The sequence below is a fragment of the uncultured Pluralibacter sp. genome (assembly GCF_913775985.1).
In the GTDB taxonomy this organism is placed as follows: Bacteria; Pseudomonadota; Gammaproteobacteria; order Enterobacterales; family Enterobacteriaceae; genus Pluralibacter.
Genome location: NZ_CAJYMB010000038.1, coordinates 1 through 17,499, shown reverse-complemented (window position 1 = coordinate 17,499; position 17,499 = coordinate 1). Strand labels below are relative to the sequence as shown.

Annotated in this window: 17 protein-coding genes and 1 pseudogene; 8 read left to right on the top strand and 10 right to left on the bottom strand. The window is 59.2% G+C overall.

The genetic code is table 11. The features are described from left to right. A pseudogene (locus tag QZ766_RS05185) lies at positions 1-139 on the bottom strand (D-alanyl-D-alanine endopeptidase); the annotation flags it as partial. A gap of 309 nt (positions 140-448) precedes the next feature. Beyond that, positions 449-1,036: a Yip1 family protein gene (locus QZ766_RS05180; protein WP_297198251.1), complete on the bottom strand. Its 588-nt coding sequence runs from the start codon at positions 1,034-1,036 to the stop codon at positions 449-451. A 174-nt stretch (positions 1,037-1,210) separates the two neighbouring features. On the opposite strand from QZ766_RS05180, the gene QZ766_RS05175 reads away from it, so the two are divergent. After that, on the top strand, positions 1,211-1,777 hold the full coding sequence (locus QZ766_RS05175) for a DedA family protein (RefSeq protein ID WP_297198257.1): 567 nt from the start codon (positions 1,211-1,213) through the stop codon (positions 1,775-1,777). A 61-nt stretch (positions 1,778-1,838) separates the two neighbouring features. Here QZ766_RS05175 and QZ766_RS05170 read toward each other — a convergent pair whose 3' ends face one another. After that, positions 1,839-3,734 (bottom strand): hypothetical protein, encoded by a 1,896-nt coding sequence (locus QZ766_RS05170; protein ID WP_297198248.1) that lies wholly within the window; start codon positions 3,732-3,734, stop codon positions 1,839-1,841. 417 nt (positions 3,735-4,151) lie between these two features. Between QZ766_RS05170 and QZ766_RS05165 the strand changes: the two genes are divergently transcribed. Both QZ766_RS05165 and QZ766_RS05160 read left to right on the top strand, forming a co-directional pair. After that, positions 4,152-4,949 (top strand): DeoR/GlpR family DNA-binding transcription regulator, encoded by a 798-nt coding sequence (locus QZ766_RS05165; protein ID WP_297198246.1) that lies wholly within the window; start codon positions 4,152-4,154, stop codon positions 4,947-4,949. Between the two features lie 70 nt (positions 4,950-5,019). Next, positions 5,020-5,760 (top strand): class I SAM-dependent methyltransferase, encoded by a 741-nt coding sequence (locus QZ766_RS05160; protein ID WP_297198243.1) that lies wholly within the window; start codon positions 5,020-5,022, stop codon positions 5,758-5,760. Here the strand turns inward: QZ766_RS05160 and dusC are convergent. Beyond that, positions 5,757-6,704, bottom strand: coding sequence for a tRNA dihydrouridine(16) synthase DusC (dusC, locus tag QZ766_RS05155; protein ID WP_297198240.1), 948 nt, complete (start codon positions 6,702-6,704; stop codon positions 5,757-5,759). The genes QZ766_RS05160 and dusC overlap by 4 nt on opposite strands. Before the next feature lie 201 nt (positions 6,705-6,905). Here dusC and QZ766_RS05150 point away from each other — a divergent pair, with 201 nt between their 5' ends. From QZ766_RS05150 to sanA, 4 genes are all read left to right on the top strand, one after another. Beyond that, a complete protein-coding gene (locus QZ766_RS05150) occupies positions 6,906-7,310 on the top strand; it encodes a CidA/LrgA family protein (RefSeq protein ID WP_297198237.1) in 405 nt (134 codons plus the stop codon). Beyond that, positions 7,300-7,995, top strand: a complete 696-nt coding sequence (locus QZ766_RS05145; RefSeq protein ID WP_297198234.1) for a CidB/LrgB family autolysis modulator — start codon at positions 7,300-7,302, stop codon at positions 7,993-7,995. Before QZ766_RS05150 ends, QZ766_RS05145 begins: the two co-directional genes overlap by 11 nt. A gap of 171 nt (positions 7,996-8,166) precedes the next feature. Continuing rightward, positions 8,167-9,051 (top strand): cytidine deaminase, encoded by an 885-nt coding sequence (cdd, locus tag QZ766_RS05140; protein ID WP_297198254.1) that lies wholly within the window; start codon positions 8,167-8,169, stop codon positions 9,049-9,051. A gap of 108 nt (positions 9,052-9,159) precedes the next feature. Beyond that, entirely contained in the window at positions 9,160-9,867 is a 708-nt protein-coding gene (gene sanA / locus QZ766_RS05135) for an outer membrane permeability protein SanA (RefSeq protein WP_297198231.1), read from the top strand. A gap of 39 nt (positions 9,868-9,906) precedes the next feature. On the opposite strand, the gene mglC is transcribed toward sanA, so the two are convergent. The 6 genes from mglC to folE all read right to left on the bottom strand — a co-directional run bounded on the left by mglC (position 9,907) and on the right by folE (position 16,770). After that, positions 9,907-10,917, bottom strand: coding sequence for a galactose/methyl galactoside ABC transporter permease MglC (gene mglC, locus QZ766_RS05130; RefSeq protein ID WP_297198228.1), 1,011 nt, complete (start codon positions 10,915-10,917; stop codon positions 9,907-9,909). A gap of 14 nt (positions 10,918-10,931) precedes the next feature. Continuing rightward, entirely contained in the window at positions 10,932-12,452 is a 1,521-nt protein-coding gene (mglA, locus tag QZ766_RS05125; RefSeq protein WP_297198225.1) for a galactose/methyl galactoside ABC transporter ATP-binding protein MglA, read from the bottom strand. A gap of 66 nt (positions 12,453-12,518) precedes the next feature. Beyond that, positions 12,519-13,517 (bottom strand): galactose/glucose ABC transporter substrate-binding protein MglB, encoded by a 999-nt coding sequence (gene mglB / locus QZ766_RS05120; protein ID WP_297198223.1) that lies wholly within the window; start codon positions 13,515-13,517, stop codon positions 12,519-12,521. Positions 13,518-13,761: 244 nt separating this feature from the next. Then, positions 13,762-14,778, bottom strand: coding sequence for an HTH-type transcriptional regulator GalS (gene galS / locus QZ766_RS05115; protein ID WP_297198219.1), 1,017 nt, complete (start codon positions 14,776-14,778; stop codon positions 13,762-13,764). A 153-nt stretch (positions 14,779-14,931) separates the two neighbouring features. Continuing rightward, positions 14,932-16,086, bottom strand: a complete 1,155-nt coding sequence (yeiB, locus tag QZ766_RS05110; RefSeq protein ID WP_297198216.1) for a DUF418 domain-containing protein YeiB — start codon at positions 16,084-16,086, stop codon at positions 14,932-14,934. An 18-nt stretch (positions 16,087-16,104) separates the two neighbouring features. After that, on the bottom strand, positions 16,105-16,770 hold the full coding sequence (gene folE / locus QZ766_RS05105) for a GTP cyclohydrolase I FolE (RefSeq protein ID WP_297198213.1): 666 nt from the start codon (positions 16,768-16,770) through the stop codon (positions 16,105-16,107). 271 nt (positions 16,771-17,041) lie between these two features. Between folE and QZ766_RS05100 the strand changes: the two genes are divergently transcribed. Beyond that, positions 17,042-17,499 (top strand): alpha/beta hydrolase-fold protein (locus tag QZ766_RS05100; protein WP_297198210.1); only part of this gene is annotated, 458 nt, incomplete at its 3' end.

Below are 17,499 nucleotides of genomic sequence, written 5' to 3'. Positions count from 1 at the left end.
GGTCAACGATCATGGCGCTGCCGGAGGCGATATCCGGTCGCGATGCGGCGGCGGCGGCAACATTCGCCTGGACCGCTGGCGCAAAAGGCACTGACAGCATCAGTGCGAGGCTGAGCATGGAAACGCGAAATTTGTGCATGGTGAACGTTCTGATAGTTATTCAGGCAAAATATGAACGGCGGAAGAGTATTTTCCGCAAATATGTTTACTCAAAATAATTCGAGTTGCTTGAAGGCGGCAAGTGAGTGAATCCCCGGGAGCTTACTGGAGTAAGTGACCGGGGTGAGCGAACGCAGCCAACGCCCAAGCAGCTTGAAGTATGACGAGTATAAAGCGACGCATCATACCCCGCTAAGACTTTTCCACACCAGCGGATAATCGTGAACAAATAATGCATTGCGGGCGGCAGTTTTTCCGCCGCCCGCGTTTCGCAGTCAAAGATAAGCAGTCAGAAAAGCCGGTAGCCGTAACCCCACAGAATAACCGTGGCGGCCAGCAGCACTTCCAGCACCAGTACGCCGATAGCCAGCGTGGAGCTTGCCACGCTTACCCCTTCATCGCGGGTAATGCCGAGAAACGGCGGAATGCCGACATACAGCAGATAGATGGTGTAGCAAAGTGCCGCCGCGCCCGCCAGCGCGCACAGCCAGACCAGCGGATAGAGCGCCACGATACCGCTTAAAAACATCGGCGTGGCCACGTAGCCGGCAAACACCATGCAGCGTCCGAGCGGCGGGCGCTGCGGATAATTACGCGCCATCCACCAGATAACGCGCCCCATCACCGCCACGCCCGCCAGCATCAGGGCGTAAAACACTACTGCCAGCAGCAGGCCGGTCAGTAGCGACAGCCGCACCACGTTGCCGTCGCCAAAATTCCAGCCTATCTGAGTGGTACCGATAAATGCGCACACCACCGGCACTGCAGCCATTGCCAGCACGTGGTGGGTGTAGTGGTGAGAGACGGTTTCGTTTTCACTGTGGATAACCTGCATCTCTCTGTCCGGGTGGGAGAAGAGACCCCATACGTGATTCATAAAGCCCCCTTATCGCAACGAGATAACAAACCCTCACTCAGTATAATTCACGCAGTGGTTATTTTTTAGGCGATAGCACAAAGCGCTGTCGGTTAGCGGGCCGGTTGCCTGGCGATTGCGGTGTCGGGGTGTATCCTTTAAGGATGTTTGTTTGAGGAAGAAAAGCGTATTTCGATGGATATTCATAATCTTATTAGCCACTACGGCTACGCGGCGCTGGTTATCGGCTCTCTGGCGGAGGGGGAAACCGTCACCCTGCTCGGCGGCGTGGCCGCTCACCAGGGGCTGCTGCGCTTCTGGCTGGTGGTGGTTTCCGTGGCGCTCGGCGGGATGATCGGCGATCAGGGCCTCTACCTGCTCGGGCGGCACTTCGGCGGCCCGATGCTCAAGCGATTTAAGAGCCAGCAGCAAAAAATTGAAAAGGCCCAGGGCCTTATTCAGCGGCATCCGTGGCTGTTTGTTATCGGCACCCGCTTTATGTACGGCTTTCGCATCATCGGCCCCATTCTTATTGGCGCCAGCCACCTGCCGCCGAAAATTTTTATCCCGCTTAACATTGTCGGTGCCGTGGTCTGGGCGCTGCTGTTTACCACGCTGGGCTACCTCGGCGGCGAGGCTATCGCGCCGTGGCTGCACAATCTCGACCAGCACCTGAAACACTGGGCGTGGCTGATTATCGTGGTGGTGCTGGTGATTGCCGCGCGCCTGTGGATGAAGTACCGCAGCTCGCGCAAAAAGTAACGGCCCTAAAAACAGTAAGGCCCCGAAAGATCGGGGCCTTTTTTACGTCTTGCTCTGGCGTTTACCGGGCGCTAAAGGTCAGCACCTGCGCCTGCGGCGTGCGCTTGTCCACGCAGTCGTCGCCGGTGCACTGCCAGTCTCTGGCCGGGGCGGTGACCACCTCTTTATTGCCGCCCGCGCTGCTGAAGCTCAGCGCCAGGCCGCTCAGGCGGTTGATCAGCCGCACCTGGCCGGTGGCTTTGTTTTTACCGGTGCCGGCATCCACCGTGAACACCGGCTGGATCTGCCACTGCTGGGCCAGGCTGTTGAGATTGGTCGGCGCCGCCGCGCTGGCATCAACGTTCACCAGTCCCACCGGCGCGCCCCACTGGCGCAGGGTCTGGATAGTGCTTCTGTCGTTAACCACGCCCAGCGCAAGCTGGCTGTTGCCGGCGCTCAGCAGGCGATAGAAGCCGTCACCGGTCGGCTGCGCGCGCCAGCCGCTGGCGCCGCCGGGCTGCGCGTCATCGCCGCCGAGGGTCACGTTCTGCTGGTTGCGGATAATCCAGGTGCGATTCGCCGCCACCGGCTGCCACGGCGTGGCGGTCTGCAGCGTCACATCCACATACTCTGCCCCGCCGCGGGTGCAGGAAATGTAGCAGTAGGAGCGGAACAGTTTACCCGTGACCGCCTGCTGGCTGGCGCTGCCGGCATCCACCATAAAGCGATACCAGGAGGCGTTCTGATAGCCTGCCAAAGACCCGAGCTTGCGCCACTTCTGGGTGGAGAGATCGTCGGTGGCGTAGAACGTCAGCGGCGCGGCCTGGTCATTGTTGGCCCCGCTGCGGTGTTCCGGCGTGCCGATATACAGACCCAGGTAGCTGTTCCAGCTGATGTTAATCACTTTCAGCGCCGATCCTACCAGCCCCTGCTGGCTGACGGTGCCGGCGAGGTTTGGATCGTAAACCTGGCTGTCGTATCCGGCAGGCGAAACGTCCGTCGGCACCAGATTGGCTTCCGCCGCATTGTTGCTGATAAGACCGTAAGACTGCATCTGGTCCGCAGGTTTCACCCAGCGGCCGGTGTTGTCATACTTCTCCCAGCTGCCGGGTGCCATTTTGTCCTTAATTTTGGCCCGCGCGACGTGCGCCCACATGGTGTTGTTAAACCCGCTGTTGCCGGTCTTGTTCATGATGCGGCTGGTGTAGAAGAGATAGAAATAACCGGAGGCGGTGTCCACAAACAGGCGCGGATCGCCGCCGCCGTAGTGGTAGGTGTCCTGCGGAAAACCGTCGCTGCGCACCTTCGTGCCGTTGGCGCCCAGAGAGCCGATAATATTGTAGGGCGAGGTAATAATCGGTCCGGTAATGGACCAGTTCTGCCCCTTATCTTTCGATACTGCCAGCTCGATGGCGTCAAAGCGCGGCGTATTGCCGAACAGCTCGTCGTGGACCGGGCCGTACCAGTAGCCGGTATCGGGGTCAACCCAGACGCCCATTAAGCCGCAGAAGTTGTTGCTGTCGTAACCCGATACCGCCTTCCCGTCCGCGCGCTTGGGCGGCATGATGGCTTTCGTTAACCCGCTGCTGTCGCACAGGCCGATGGTATTCTGCACCGTGGCTTTGTCGTAGAGCGGCACGTAAACATTGTGGTGGATGTCAGCATTTGACGCACCGGGATGCTGGGCGCGATAGGCTGCCAGCGCCTGGCTGAAGCGGGCGTAAACGTTATCCAGCGTAGTGCCGGTAAAGACGCGCCAGCTGTGATCGTGGTTATCCGGGCTGTAGGGGCTGTACTGCGACAGCGTGTCCTGATAATAGAGCTTGCCCGTCTCGTCCTGAAACAGGAATGCCGGTGAGTCGTTAGCCAGTGAAACCGACACTGGCGATGAGTTGGTCAGCGTCGCGGTGACGTCCGCCGCCGACGCGGCTGAGCAGGCCAGCAGCGCGGCGCTACAGAAAACGGCCGGTTTAATCATTTTCCTTTTCCTCTGATATTGGCGCACGCCCCGCTCGGGCCGGGCGGCTGAGCGGATTCCAGCGAATCCGCACCTTTAGTCTTGACGACCACAACCCGATTCTTATTATTTTTCAGCCGTTCAGGCAGCTTCATAACCCCCCGGACAGCCTTCTGCTCCTGCAGCGACCCGACGTAAAGCCGCCGGCCAGCGCGGTTCCTGCGTCCGCAATCGCCGTTTATCGAAGAAAGCCTGTTAAGCGCTCTCTAACGCGGGCCCCTCCTGTCGCCCCGATAAAATACAGCACTTGAAACAATCACAATCAATCATATTAGTGATTTTTTGTGACTTATAAGATCATATTTATATACATACGCATAACATTTGTCATTACAATAAGCGGTGTTAATTTCACTGATTCAGGGATACCCGCGCGCTATGAACCTCAAAGGTGAACGCAGCCAGGCAATACGTCAGTTTCTCTATACCAACGGATTCAGTACCGTGCAGGCCATCGGCGACGCGGTGGGGGCATCCCTCGCCACCATCCGCCGCGATCTTCTTCTGATGGAAAATGAGGGGATCATCGTGCGCACCCACGGCGGGGCCAGCATCGCCAGCGACACGATGATCGAGGTGGCTTTCGAAGTGCGGGAACAGGACAAAATTGAGGTCAAGCGCGCCATCGCGGAGCTAGCCTACGCCCGCCTCTCTCCCCATAGCGCGGTTTTTCTCGATGCTTCCACCACCGTGCTGCAGCTCGCGCGCCGCCTGCGGGTCGCCCCGGTGCCGCTCAAGGTCTTTACCAACTGCCTGACGGTGGCGCAGGTATTGATAGAAACCCCGCAGATTGACGTAACGCTGATAGGCGGCCGGCTGCGGCCTGAGAATGCGTCAATGGTGGGCAGGCTGGCGGAGTCGGCGCTGGCGACGCTGCGCTTCGATCGCCTGTTTATGGGCGTTACCGCGATCGCGCCGGATCTGTGCATCTACAGCCTTGATGAAGAAGAAGCGAGTATCAACCAGCGAATGCTGGCGAGCGCCCGCCAGGTGGATCTGCTGGCAGATGCCTCCAAGTTCGGCCAGTACGCTACCTGGCAGGTGGCGCCGCTTTCCGCCAACATGACCGTGATCTCCGACAGCGGCCTCGCGCCGGGCTGGCGCGAGGAGCTGGCCGGTACGGGCTGCCGGGTACTTTGCGCCCCCCACGTCGCACAGCACTCTACAACAGCTTGATCCGCATGGGCGTGGCCTGCGTTGAGCCTGGGATATACTGTCGCCCGCACAACAGATCCTGGAGATGACAATGACGCAGAATATCTACGACGATCCGCACTTCTTTGCCGGTTACGCCACCCTGGACCGCTCGGTAAACGGCCTTGACGGCGCGCCGGAGTGGCCCGCGCTGCAAAAAATGCTGCCGCCGCTTGAGGATAAAACTGTCGTGGATCTGGGCTGCGGCTACGGCTGGTTCTGCCGCTGGGCGCGCGAGCAGGGCGCGGCCAGGATAACCGGTCTCGACGTCTCCCTGAAGATGCTGGACAAAGCCCGGAGCATGACTGAAGACCCGGCCATAGACTACCAGCGCTGCGATTTAGCCACCCTGCAGCTGCCCGCCCAAAGCATTGACCTGGCCTACAGCTCCCTGGCGCTGCACTATCTTGAGGATATCGATACGCTGTTCGGCACGCTTTACAAGGCGCTCAAGCCGGGCGGCATGCTGGTGTTCTCCGCCGAGCATCCCATCTACACCGCCCCGCTGCAGCAGGGCTGGCGGGTGGACGACGCCGGGGCAAAGTCGTGGCCGGTCAGCCACTATCAGCAGGAAGGCGTGCGCATCAGCAACTGGTTTGCTGAAGGGGTTAAAAAGCAGCACCGCAAGCTGGCGACGTGGATCAACGCCCTGACGGGCGCCGGATTTGAGATTATACATCTGGATGAATGGGGCCCGAATGCGGCGCAGATCGCCGCCAGCCCGGCGCTGGATGAAGAGAAAGAGCGGCCGATGATTTTTCTGCTCAGCGCCCGCCGGCCGGCGCAGCGTTAGGCCAGCCTGCGAGCCTCCTGCTCAATGGCCCGGGCGATAGCGGCAGAGTCCGGCAGCGCCCGAATAGTGGCAAACAGCGCCCCGGCCTCGTCATACTCTTTGCGCAGATAGCCGAGCCACTGCTTGATGCGCGCCACGTGGTACAGCCCGGTGTCACCCTGCTTCTCAAGCTGGCTGTATTTTACCAGCAGCTGCACCACCTCCCGCCAGGGCATCCGCGGCTCGTTATATTTCACCACCCGGCTGAGGTTTGGCACGTTCAGCGCGCCGCGCCCGATCATCACCGCGTCGCAGCCGGTGGCGGCCAGGCACGCCTGCGCGCTTTGCCAGTCCCAGATCTCGCCGTTGGCGATAACCGGAATACGCAGGCGGCGGCGGATCTCGCCGATAGCGCCCCAGTTAATACGATCGGCTTTATAGCCGTCTTCTTTGGTGCGGCCGTGAACGGTAATTTCGCTGGCGCCCGCCTGCTGCACCGCGTCGGCGATCTCGAACTGGCGATCGCCGCTGTCCCAGCCGAGGCGCACTTTCACCGTCACCGGCAGCTCCGCAGGCACTGCCTCACGCATTGCCCGCGCGGCGCGATAAATCAGCTCCGGATCTTTCAGCAGCGTGGCGCCCCCGCCGCTGCCGTTCACCACTTTCGACGGGCAGCCGCAGTTCAGATCCACGCCCCAGGAGCCGAGCGCCGCGGCGCGGGCGGCATTTTCCGCCAGCCAGCCGGGATGCTGGCCCAGCAGCTGCACCCGCACCCGGGTACCGGATGGCGTGCGGCTCTGGTGATTCAGCTCCGGGCAGAGCCGCAGGAACGACTTTACCGGCAGCAGCTGATCCACCACCCGCAAGAATTCGGTGATGCACAGGTCATAATCGTTTACGTCGGTCAGCAGCTCGCGCACCAGCGAATCGAGCACACCTTCCATCGGCGCCAGCAGAACACGCATAGTCAGTCCCGGGAAAAAAAGAGGCGCTATGGTAGCCTTGTTGCCGCGCAGAATGAAGCGCCATCTGCACTACACTAAGAAAGCCCTTCCCCTCGCGGTAACGAAATGGCATGCAGACTATGCTTAAAATTCATGATGTGATCTGTAGCACATAAATGACTTTAATTGTATGATGAATGCGTCCCATCAAAGGTGCAAACCATGAGCAACATACTGACTATTATCTGGCGCTACCTGCGTGCTTTCGTACTCATCTATGCCTGTCTGTACGCGGGGATTTTTATCTCCTCGCTGCTGCCGATTGCAATTCCCGGCAGCATTATCGGCATGCTAATTCTTTTCGTGCTGCTGGCGCTGCAAATCCTGCCCGCCGCGTGGCTCAATCCCGGCTGTAACCTGCTGATACGCTATATGGTGCTGCTGTTTGTGCCTATCGGCGTCGGCGTAATGCAGTATTTCGATCTGCTGCGCGCCCAGTTTGGCCCGCTGGTGGTTTCCTGCGTTATCAGCACCCTGATTGCTTTTATTGTGGTGGGCTGGAGCTCGCACATCGTCCACGGCGAACGGAAAATCGTTGGCCGCAAGGAGCAGAAAAATGACAACTGATATCCTGTGGTCTCTGCCGCTGACGCTGGTGGTGTTTTTCGCCGCGCGCAGGCTGGCGATTCGCTTTCGCAATCCGCTGCTCAACCCGCTGCTGATTGCGATGGTGGTGATTATTCCGCTGCTGATCTCGACCGGCATTTCCTATACCCGCTATTTCCACGGCAGCAAAATCCTCAACGATCTGCTGCAGCCGGCGGTGGTGGCGCTGGCCTTCCCGCTTTACGAACAGCTGCATCAGATCCGCGCCCGCTGGAAATCCATCATTACCATCTGCTTTGTCGGCAGCGTGGTAGCAATGTTTACCGGTACTGTGGTGGCGCTGATGATGGGCGCTACCCCGGAAATTGCCGCTTCGGTACTGCCGAAATCGGTGACCACCCCGATTGCGATGGCGGTGAGCAGCAGCATCGGCGGTATTCCGGCCATCAGCGCGGTCTGCGTGATTTTCGTCGGCATCCTCGGGGCGGTCTTTGGCCACACGCTGCTGAACCTGATGCGTATCGACACCAAAGCCGCGCGCGGGCTGTCGATGGGTACCGCCTCCCACGCCCTGGGCACCGCCCGCTCATCGGAGATGGATTATCAGGAGGGCGCGTTCAGCTCCCTGGCGCTGGTGCTGTGCGGGATTATTACTTCGCTGATCGGCCCGTTTATGTTCCCGCTGATCCTCGCCGCCTTTGGCTAAAAGAAAAAACCGGGCGGCAGCTAAAACCGCCCGGGGCGATTAAAACCAACACAGATCACACCTTTCAAAAAATCATCATTTCATATTGCATAGATAATGAGATTTTAATCACACAAGAAAAGCCGCGCAGCCCGTACACTGTTCCTCCTGAATTTGTGACGAGGCTTTATGATGCATCCACGTTTCCACGCTGCGTTTGCGCAGCTCGACAGCCGCCTGCAGGCGGCGCTGGCTCCCGCCCTTAACGATCCGCATTTTCCCGCGATGTTCAGCGCCGGACAGGTGGCCGGGCTGCTGGCCGCGACGGGACTGGATGAAAACGCGCTCTCCTTTGCCCTGCTGCCGCTGGCAGCGGCCTGCGCCCGGGCGGAGCTGTCGCAGTTTAACGTCGGGGCCATTGCCCGCGGCGCAAGCGGCAGCTGGTATTTCGGTGCCAACATGGAGTTTGTCGGCACCACCATGCAGCAGACCGTCCACGCCGAACAGAGCGCCATCAGCCACGCCTGGCTGCGCGGCGAGCGCACGCTGCGCGCCATCACCGTCAACTACACGCCGTGCGGCCACTGCCGCCAGTTTATGAACGAACTCAACAGCGGGCTGGATCTGCAAATCAACCTGCCCGGCCGCGCCCCCGCCGCGCTGCGGGAGTACCTGCCGGATGCGTTCGGACCGCGGGATCTGGAGATTAAAAACCTGCTGATGGATGACGTTAACCACGGTTACGTCCAGCACGGCGACGCGCTGTCCCGGGCGGCCATTGCGGCAGCCAACCGCAGCCACGCGCCCTACAGCGCCGCGCCGTCCGGCGTGGCCCTGCTGCTGGACAACGGCGTCATCGTCAGCGGCAGCTATGCGGAAAACGCCGCCTTTAACCCTACGCTGCCGCCGCTGCAGGTGGCGCTCAACCTGCTGAACCTCAGCGGATACGACTATGCGCAGATACGCCGCGCGGCGCTGGCCGAGCGCGCCGACCCGCGTCTGATTCAGTGGGATGCCACCGCGGCGACGCTCAATGCAATTGGCTGCGGTGCGCCAGAGCGGGTACTGCTGGCCTGACCAGCGGCCCGGAATGCTGAAAATCCCCGCGGTTGAGCGGCGGTTTCTTGCGCTTGCCTGCCGGGTAAAGTAGCCTGAGGGCACCTTTTTACACCATCGAGCACGCCCATGTTAAAACGCATGTTATACAGCCTGTTAATCCTGTTCGGGATGCTGCTGTTTATCGTGCTGGGGCTGGATCGCTGGATGAGCTGGAAAACCGCGCCCTACATCTACGACGAGCTGCAGGATCTTCCCTATCGTCAGGTCGGCGTGGTATTAGGCACCGCCAAGTACTACCGCACCGGGGTTATTAATCAGTACTACCGCTACCGCATCCAGGGCGCCCTTAATGCCTACAACAGCGGCAAGGTCAACTACCTGCTGCTGAGCGGCGATAACGCCCAGCAGAGCTATAACGAGCCGGTCACCATGCGCAAAGACCTGATTGCCGGCGGCGTGGACCCGGCGGATATCGTGCTGGACTACGCGGGTTTTCGCACACTGGACTCGATCGTACGTACGCGAAAAGTATTTGATACTAATGACTTTATTATTATCACCCAGCGCTTTCACTGCGAGCGCGCGCTGTTTATCGCCCTGCACATGGGCATCCAGGCCCAGTGCTATGCGGTCCCGTCGCCAAAAGACATGTGGACCGTGCGCATCCGCGAGTTCGGCGCCCGCTTCGGCGCGCTGGCGGATCTGTACATTTTCAAGCGCGAGCCGCGCTTTCTCGGCCCGCTGATCCCGATTCCTTCACCGTATCAGGTACCCGAGGACGCGCAGGGCTATCCGGCCGTCACCCCGGAACAGCTGCTGGAGCTACAAAAATAGAAAACCCGCCGGTCGGCGGGTTTTTTTTTTCAGCCTGAATTACTTCTTGCGGGCGTACTTCAGGGAGTCGAGCGCCACCGCGAAGATGATGATCCCGCCCTTAATAATGTACTGCCAGTAAGGGTTCACCCCGATGTAGGTCAGGCCGTAGTTAATCACCGTAAAGATAATCACCCCGGTCACAACGCCGATAACCGTGCCCACGCCGCCGCTGAACGACACGCCACCCACCACGCAGGCGGCGATCGCGTCCAGCTCGTACATAAAGCCGAGGTTGTTGGTGGCTGAGCCAATGCGTCCGGCCTCCAGCAACCCGCCAAAGGCATAAAACACGCCGGACAGGGCATAGATCATCAGCAGGTTCAGCGCTACATTGACCCCGGACACTTTCGCCGCTTCCGGGTTGCCGCCGATGGCGAAAATGTTTTTGCCGAAGCGGGTTTTATTCCACAGGATCCAGACGAACAGCGTGGCGATCAGCGCGTAGAAAGTGATGTACGACAGGCGGAAGCTGCCGAGCGCGACAAACCCCTGGGTGAAGGTGGAGAAGTTCGAATCAAAGCCGGAAATGGGCGACGCGCCGACGAAATCGTAATACAGCGAGTTAATGCCGTAGACGATAATCATGGTGCCGAGAGTGGTAATAAACGGCGTCACGTTCAGGTAGGCGATGATAATGCCGTTAATCAGCCCGATAACCGCGCCGATAGCGCAGACAATCAGGATCACCAGCGGGATCGGCATGGTCGCCATCTCCGGAAACACCTTGTTGGCGTTCTCCATTGACTGCAACAGCGTGGCGGCAATCACCGCTGCCAGCCCCACCTGCCGCCCGGCCGAGAGATCGGTACCCTGAGTAACAATCAGCCCCGCCACCCCGAGAGCGATAATAATGCGCACCGAGGACTGGGTAAGAATATTGCTCAGGTTAAGCAGGCTTAAAAAGGTCGGGTCCTGAAAAATAATGATCGCCAGCAGGACTAAAAGCACGACGTAAATACCGCCCTCTTTTAAATAGGTGAGAAAACTTTTTTTATTTAACGCGCTCATCGGAAGCCCCAGTCTTAAAGATGCAAAGACGCAAGACGCAATATTTCGTTTTGCGTGGCGGTTTTAGTCTCAACGGTGCCGGCAACCATGCCGTTACTCATCACCATAATGCGGTCGGTAATCCCCAGCAGCTCGGGCATTTCAGAAGAGATAATAATGATCCCCTTGCCGCGCTTCGCCAGCTCGGCAATCAGCTGATAAATCTCGAATTTCGCCCCCACGTCGATACCGCGGGTGGGCTCATCAAGCATCAATATTTCCGGCTGGGTAAGCAGCCAGCGGCCAATAACGACCTTTTGCTGATTGCCGCCGGACAGGGAGCCAATTTGCGTACCGTGGCCCGGGGTTTTCACCCGCATCGCGTCAATCACCCACTGGGTGTCGCTTTTCATCCGCGAATTATCCAGCAGCCCGATTTTGCTGCGGTAATTTTTGATATTGGAGATCAGGGAGTTGAAGCCAATATCGAGGTAGGCATAAATACCGGTCGAGCGCCGCTCTTCGGTCACCAGCGCAAAACCGTTGTTAATGGCTTCATTGGCGCTGTGGTTATTAATTTTCTTGCCGTGCAGGAGAATAGTGCCGCCGGACTTCTCGCGAATGCCGAACAGGGTTTCTACTATATCGGTGCGCTTGGCGCCCACCAGCCCGGCGATGCCGAGGATCTCGCCGCTGCGTAAATCAAAGGAGACGTCGCGAATGGACGGCTGGCGCAGGGAGGTGAGGTTGCGCACTTCAAGAATGGTGTCGCCCGGGGTGTTGTGCTTGTCCGGGAAGCGCTGATTGAGGGAGCGGCCCACCATCATGGCGATGATTTTATCCATGTCCAGCCCGTCCAGCGGCTGGGTGGCTATCCACTGGCCGTCGCGCAGAATGGTGATTTCATCGCAGAGCTGGAAAATCTCTTCCATCTTGTGGGAGATATAGACAATGCCACAGCCGCGCTCCTTCAGCTTGCGGATAATCGTAAACAGGTGGTTAACCTCTTTTTCGGTTAACGACGACGTCGGCTCATCCATAATCACGATTTTGGCATCGTAGGAAAACGCCTTCGCTATCTCAATCATCTGCATCTGGGAAACGGAAAGCGTGCCGACCCGGGCGCGCGGATCGATGTCAATGTCCAGCTCATCGAAGATCGCTTTGGTATCGCGATACATTTTGTCCTGATCGACAAATACGCCTTTGGTGGGGTAACGCCCCAGCCACATGTTGTCCATCACTGAGCGCTGGAGGACCAGATTGAGCTCCTGATGCACCATCGAAATGCCGTTTTCCAGCGCCTCTTTCGCCGAGTGGAAATCAATCTCTTTACCCTGAAAAAGAATACTGCCGGCGTCTTTTTGATAAATACCAAACAGGCATTTTAATAATGTGGATTTACCGGCGCCGTTCTCACCCATCAGGGCGTGAATGGAGTGCGGGCGCACTTTTAAATTAACGTTGTCGAGCGCCTTTACCCCGGGGAACGACTTGCTGATGTGGTTCATCTCCAGCAAGAATTCGCCCGACGGCGCGCTGTTATTTGTGACCATAGTCAAATCCTGGCTGCGCGGGATATTTCCGCGCCGCGAAAAACGGCGCGGAAATATCAGGAGGGATTATTTACCGGCAAATTCCGCCAGGTTGTCTTTATCAACGCCAACGTAAGGAATGCGGACCACTTTGTTTTCAATCTTCCAGCTGGTGCCGTCGGTAGCCCCTTTGCCGTCGGCGAGGTTCTTCGCCAGATCGAATGTGGCTTTCGCCTGGTTGTTGGCATCGTTGAGGACGGTGCCGGCCATCGCGCCGGATTTCACCAGCGACAGCGCTTCCGGCAGGGCGTCAACGCCGAAGACCGGGATGCTGGATTTGTTGTGGGCCTTCAGCGCTTCCACCGCGCCCATCGCCATTGCATCGTTGTTGGCGATAATCACTTCAATTTTGTTAGCGTTCGGGCCGGAGAGCCAGGCGTCAACTTTGTCTTTTGCCTGCGCGGTATCCCACATGGCGGTATCCAGCGCCAGCTGCTGGGTTTTGATGCCCTTGGTGTTCAGCTCTTTAATCACGTAAGTGGTGCGCGCTTCGGCATCCGGGTGGCCCGGCTCGCCTTTCAACAGTACGAACTGGATCTGGCCGTCTTTGTTCAGGTCCCAGTTCGGGTTCGCCGCCCAGTGCTTGGCAATCAGGTCGCCCTGAATAATGCCGGACTCTTTCGAGTCGGTGCCGACGTAATACGCCTTGTCGTAGCTGTCCAGCGCCTTGCGGGACGGCTCTTTGTTGAAGAAGACCACCGGCACGTTCTGGCCGCGCGCTTTGTCGATAACGGTGCCTGCCGCCGCGGGATCCACGAGGTTAATGGCCAGCGACTTCACGCCCTTCGCCAGCAGGACGTCAATCTGGTCGTTCTGCTTGGACTGGTCGTTCTGGGAGTCGTTCATCAGCAGCTGCACGTCCGGCGCGGCCTTGGCGTCTTTTTCAATCGCCTTGCGCACCACCGACATAAAGTTGTCGTCGTATTTATAAATGGTCACGCCGATGCGGGTATCCGCCGCGTGGGCGGCTGCGCCAAATAAGATGCAGGACATGACAGCGGACAGGGCTAACGCCTTCTTATTCATGGTATCTCCGGTATTTTTGCAGGGTAGCAGCGCCGGCGAACAGTCATCATTTCAGTGATTGCCGCCGCCGGCATTATTTTTATCAATGCGCTTGTGTTCTAAATTCCCCGCAGCGCGCTTGTGCGCGGGGAAAGTCGGTAAGGCAGGCCGGACAGAGTTACATTATGTTTCATAACGACAATTCCGGACATCATAGTCACGAGATTGTTAATATACTGTGAAATAACTCACAAATTGAAAGCGGTTACATCCCACCTCTCGCGTTGCGGACGGCAACAGAGTGACGGCGCACCAGGGTTGGCATAAAGCAGTGTCTGGCTGCAACATCCAGCCCCCCCGACGCGCCGGCCAGCGCCAGCTCGGTGGCGAGCTTTGCCATGGAGATGATCGGGTAGCGCACGGTGGTGAGCTGCGGATCGGTATAGCGGGCGACGGGGATATCGTCGAAGCCAATCAGAGACAGGTGCCCGGGAACCTGCACGCCGTTGTCTTTCAGCGCCGTCAGCGCCCCGGCAGCCATGCTGTCGTTATAGGCAAATACCGCGGTGATCCCTTGATTACGCCCCAGCAGCTCCACCATTGCCGTCTCTCCACCTGGCATATCCGGCGAACCGGTTCCGATCCACGCCTGCGGGGCATCAATCCCCTGCTCAGCGAGCGCCCGCCGCCAGCCTTCGCTGCGCAGGCGGGTATCTTCAATGCCGTGGCTTGAGGCCAGATAGCCGATATTGCGGTGGCCCTGGCCCAGCAGCGTGCGGGTGGCAATCATCGCCCCGCTGATATTGTCCAGCCCCACGCAGCGGTGCTCGTAGCCGGGTACGATGCGGTTAATTACCACCATCCCCGGCACCTGGCGCATGAACTCGCCAAGCTCGGCGTCGCTGAGGGATTTCGCGTGTACGATCAGCGCGTTGCAGCGCTTGCGGATTAGCACTTCAATGGCATTACGCTCTTTTTCCGCCTCGTGATAGCTGTTACCGATCAGCACATTTTTTTGACACTGCTGGGCGACCACGTCCACCGCCTTTACCAGCGCGCCAAAAAAGGGATCCGACACGTCCATCACCACCACGCCGATGGTATCGCTGACCTGCGACGCCAGCGCCCGGGCGTTAGCGTTGGGGCGATAGCCCAGCTCCGCCACCGCTTTCATTACCTGTTCGCGGGTTTCCGCCGTTACCAGCGGACTGTTGTTGAGCACGCGGGAAATGGTCGCCACGGAAACGCCCGCGCGGCGGGCCACGTCACGAATAGTGATCATAATCATCGTCCTTTGAAGCTTGCAGCAGCGCGCGGAAGAACCCGCAGGCGAGCGAGGGGCTATTTTGTCAGCGGGCAGCGGGAGGCTGCGTGATAAGCATCACAGGAATGGAAGCGGTTACATCGCATTTGTTAACGATTGTGATCTGGATCGTTATAGGGATGTTTTAGAAGGTCGCGTACCGGAGGCCGCTGAGGTGAGCTGCCGCCAGAGCCACTCTACCGGCCCCTGGCGGAAATAGCGCAGCCAGCATACGGAAAACAGCAGGTTTACCGCCCACACCGCCGGGACAAACCCCAGCAGCGCCAGCCGGTCGAAGTGCATAAACAGGCCGCAGCGGTAAAACAGCGTGGTGCAGATCAGGGTTTGCAGCAGGTAGTTGGTCAGCGCCATGCGCCCGACGCAGGCAACCGCCGCCGCCAGCCGTGAGCGGCACAGCTGCGGCCAGAAGCCAAAGGCCAGCGCCGCGTAGCCGACAGACTGAAACGGTGCCGACAGTTCGCGCGGGGCCTGCAGCAGGAAGGCGCACCAGCGGGCGCTCCAGCCGAGCTGCCACTGGCCGATAACTCCGGGTAAATTAATTATCAGGCCCAGCGCCACCAGCAGCGCGCCGGTGCGGCGATAGTGTTTCAGGCTGTAGCGGCCTTTTAGCCAGCCGCTCTGCATCAGCGCCGCGCCCATTAGCATCATCCCGGCCAGCTGCCAGCCGTACTGTACGCCCAGCGCCAGCAGGCTGTCGGTGAGCATGCTCGCCCGGTTGCTGACCGCCTCCAGCCCGCCATGCTGGCGCCAGAACTGCTCGTACTGCACTGCTGCCGCGCCCGGGGTCCATTCGCGCTGCATATCGCCGGTAATCGACGCCAGCAGCAGCAACACCACAATGCCGATCAGATAGAGCACCACGCCGGTATTGAACAGCGATCTGACGGAGTGCGCGTCGCGCACCATCCGCCAGCAGACCAGCCCCACCAGCGCGTAGGCCAGCAGAATATCGCCCTCCCACAGCAGCAGCGCGTGGCAAAAGCCGAGCAGCGCCAGCAGCGTCAGGCGGCTCTGGATCCAGCGCTTGCCGCGGGCGAGCAGCATCTGCAGCCCGGCGCCGAACAGCAGGGCAAAAAGCGTGAGGAATTTTACCTGCGCCAGCAGATCCAGCACCGCCCAGGTCCAGGCGTCGCTGCGGGTAATGGTGCCGTACCAGGCAGGATTAAGATAAGCCGCCTTCGGCAAGCCGAAGGCGCTGATGTTGAGAAGCAGAATGCCGAGGATGGCGGCGCCGCGAATAAAATCCAGCGTAACGTTACGCGTCATGGCGCCTTCCGGAAGGGCTTAGTTGTGGTGGCGAACCGCGCGCAGGAACTCCTGCCGGGTGTTCTGGCTGGACTTAAACAGGCCGCCGAGCGAAGTGGTGGTGGTGGCGCTGGTCGCGTCACGAATGCCGCGCGCCTTCACGCAGTAGTGTACCGCGTCGATAGAGACCGCCACGTTGCTAGTGCCGAGCAGGGTTTGCAGCGCGGTGAGGATCTGCTGCGTCAGCCGCTCCTGCACCTGCGGGCGCTGGGCGAAGAACTGCACGATGCGATTAATTTTCGACAGGCCAATCACCGACTCTTTCGGGATATAGGCGACAGTCGCCTTACCGTCGATGGTGACAAAATGGTGTTCGCAGGTGCTGGTGAGGGTGATATCGCGCACGGTCACCATCTCATCGACCTTCATTTTGTTCTCAATGACGGTAATTTTCGGGAAGTTGGCGTAGTCCAGCCCGGAAAAGATTTCGTCAACGTACATTTTCGCAATGCGGTGTGGCGTCTCCATCAGGCTGTCATCGCTGAGATCGAGATTCAGCAACTGCATAATCTCGGTCATGTGCCCGGCGATTAAGCGTTTGCGGGCTTCGTTATCCAGCTCCACCGGCGGGCGCAGCGGCGTTTCCAGACCGCGGGCGACCAGCGCCTCGTGAACGAGTGCGGCTTCTTTACTCAGTGATGGCATAGTGTTCTCCTGCAGGTGTGACAGCCTTTGCTCTTCTGCGGGCAAAGTGAGCAGATATTGTGCGTGAGGTAGCGCACAGAATCCAGTGTCGGAAAGATAATTATTGTGATTGCCGACGCCTTCATTATTGCGGCGAAGCGGCGACCTCACGCCGCGCAGAGCGCTATGATGCAGCACGGCGCAGCATCAAGAAAGTGAAAGTTGCTGCCGCGCGCGCAACTCTCTGTATGATGGAAGAGAAAAATATTCACTCATCCAATAAGGAGCCTGCATGGAACTGCTCGAAGAGCACCGCTGCTTTGACGGCTGGCAGCAACGCTGGCGGCACGACTCCGCTACCCTGAACTGTCCGATGGTGTTCAGTATCTTTTTACCGCCGCCCCGCGATAATACCGCCCCGCCGGTGCTGTACTGGCTGTCCGGACTCACCTGCAACGATGAGAACTTTGCCACCAAAGCCGGGGCGCAGCGGATTGCTGCCGAGCTGGGTATTGTGCTGGTGATACCGGATACCAGCCCGCGCGGCGACAATGTCGCCGACGATCCGGGCTATGACCTGGGCCAGGGCGCGGGATTTTACCTTAACGCCACCCGGGCGCCGTGGCGCGAGCACTACCGGATGTACGACTACATCCGCGACGAACTGCCGGCGCTGGTACAGGAAAAATTTAACGTGGCCGACCGCTGCGCGATTTCCGGCCACTCGATGGGCGGCCACGGCGCGCTGGT

Excerpts from the sequence above, each read along its gene's own strand:
- QZ766_RS05170 (WP_297198248.1), bottom strand. The coding sequence starts at position 3,734 with ATGATTAAACCGGCCGTTTTCTGTAGCGCCGCGCTGCTGGCCTGCTCA.
- QZ766_RS05145 (WP_297198234.1), top strand. The coding sequence starts at position 7,300 with ATGACAACTGATATCCTGTGGTCTCTGCCGCTGACGCTGGTGGTGTTT.
- QZ766_RS05180 (WP_297198251.1), bottom strand. The coding sequence starts at position 1,036 with ATGAATCACGTATGGGGTCTCTTCTCCCACCCGGACAGAGAGATGCAG.
- cdd (WP_297198254.1), top strand. The coding sequence starts at position 8,167 with ATGCATCCACGTTTCCACGCTGCGTTTGCGCAGCTCGACAGCCGCCTG.
- dusC (WP_297198240.1), bottom strand. The coding sequence starts at position 6,704 with ATGCGTGTTCTGCTGGCGCCGATGGAAGGTGTGCTCGATTCGCTGGTG.
- folE (WP_297198213.1), bottom strand. The coding sequence starts at position 16,770 with ATGCCATCACTGAGTAAAGAAGCCGCACTCGTTCACGAGGCGCTGGTC.
- mglA (WP_297198225.1), bottom strand. The coding sequence starts at position 12,452 with ATGGTCACAAATAACAGCGCGCCGTCGGGCGAATTCTTGCTGGAGATG.
- yeiB (WP_297198216.1), bottom strand. The coding sequence starts at position 16,086 with ATGACGCGTAACGTTACGCTGGATTTTATTCGCGGCGCCGCCATCCTC.
- sanA (WP_297198231.1), top strand. The coding sequence starts at position 9,160 with ATGTTAAAACGCATGTTATACAGCCTGTTAATCCTGTTCGGGATGCTG.
- QZ766_RS05160 (WP_297198243.1), top strand. The coding sequence starts at position 5,020 with ATGACGCAGAATATCTACGACGATCCGCACTTCTTTGCCGGTTACGCC.
- QZ766_RS05175 (WP_297198257.1), top strand. The coding sequence starts at position 1,211 with ATGGATATTCATAATCTTATTAGCCACTACGGCTACGCGGCGCTGGTT.
- mglC (WP_297198228.1), bottom strand. The coding sequence starts at position 10,917 with ATGAGCGCGTTAAATAAAAAAAGTTTTCTCACCTATTTAAAAGAGGGC.
- mglB (WP_297198223.1), bottom strand. The coding sequence starts at position 13,517 with ATGAATAAGAAGGCGTTAGCCCTGTCCGCTGTCATGTCCTGCATCTTA.
- QZ766_RS05150 (WP_297198237.1), top strand. The coding sequence starts at position 6,906 with ATGAGCAACATACTGACTATTATCTGGCGCTACCTGCGTGCTTTCGTA.
- QZ766_RS05165 (WP_297198246.1), top strand. The coding sequence starts at position 4,152 with ATGAACCTCAAAGGTGAACGCAGCCAGGCAATACGTCAGTTTCTCTAT.
- galS (WP_297198219.1), bottom strand. The coding sequence starts at position 14,778 with ATGATCACTATTCGTGACGTGGCCCGCCGCGCGGGCGTTTCCGTGGCG.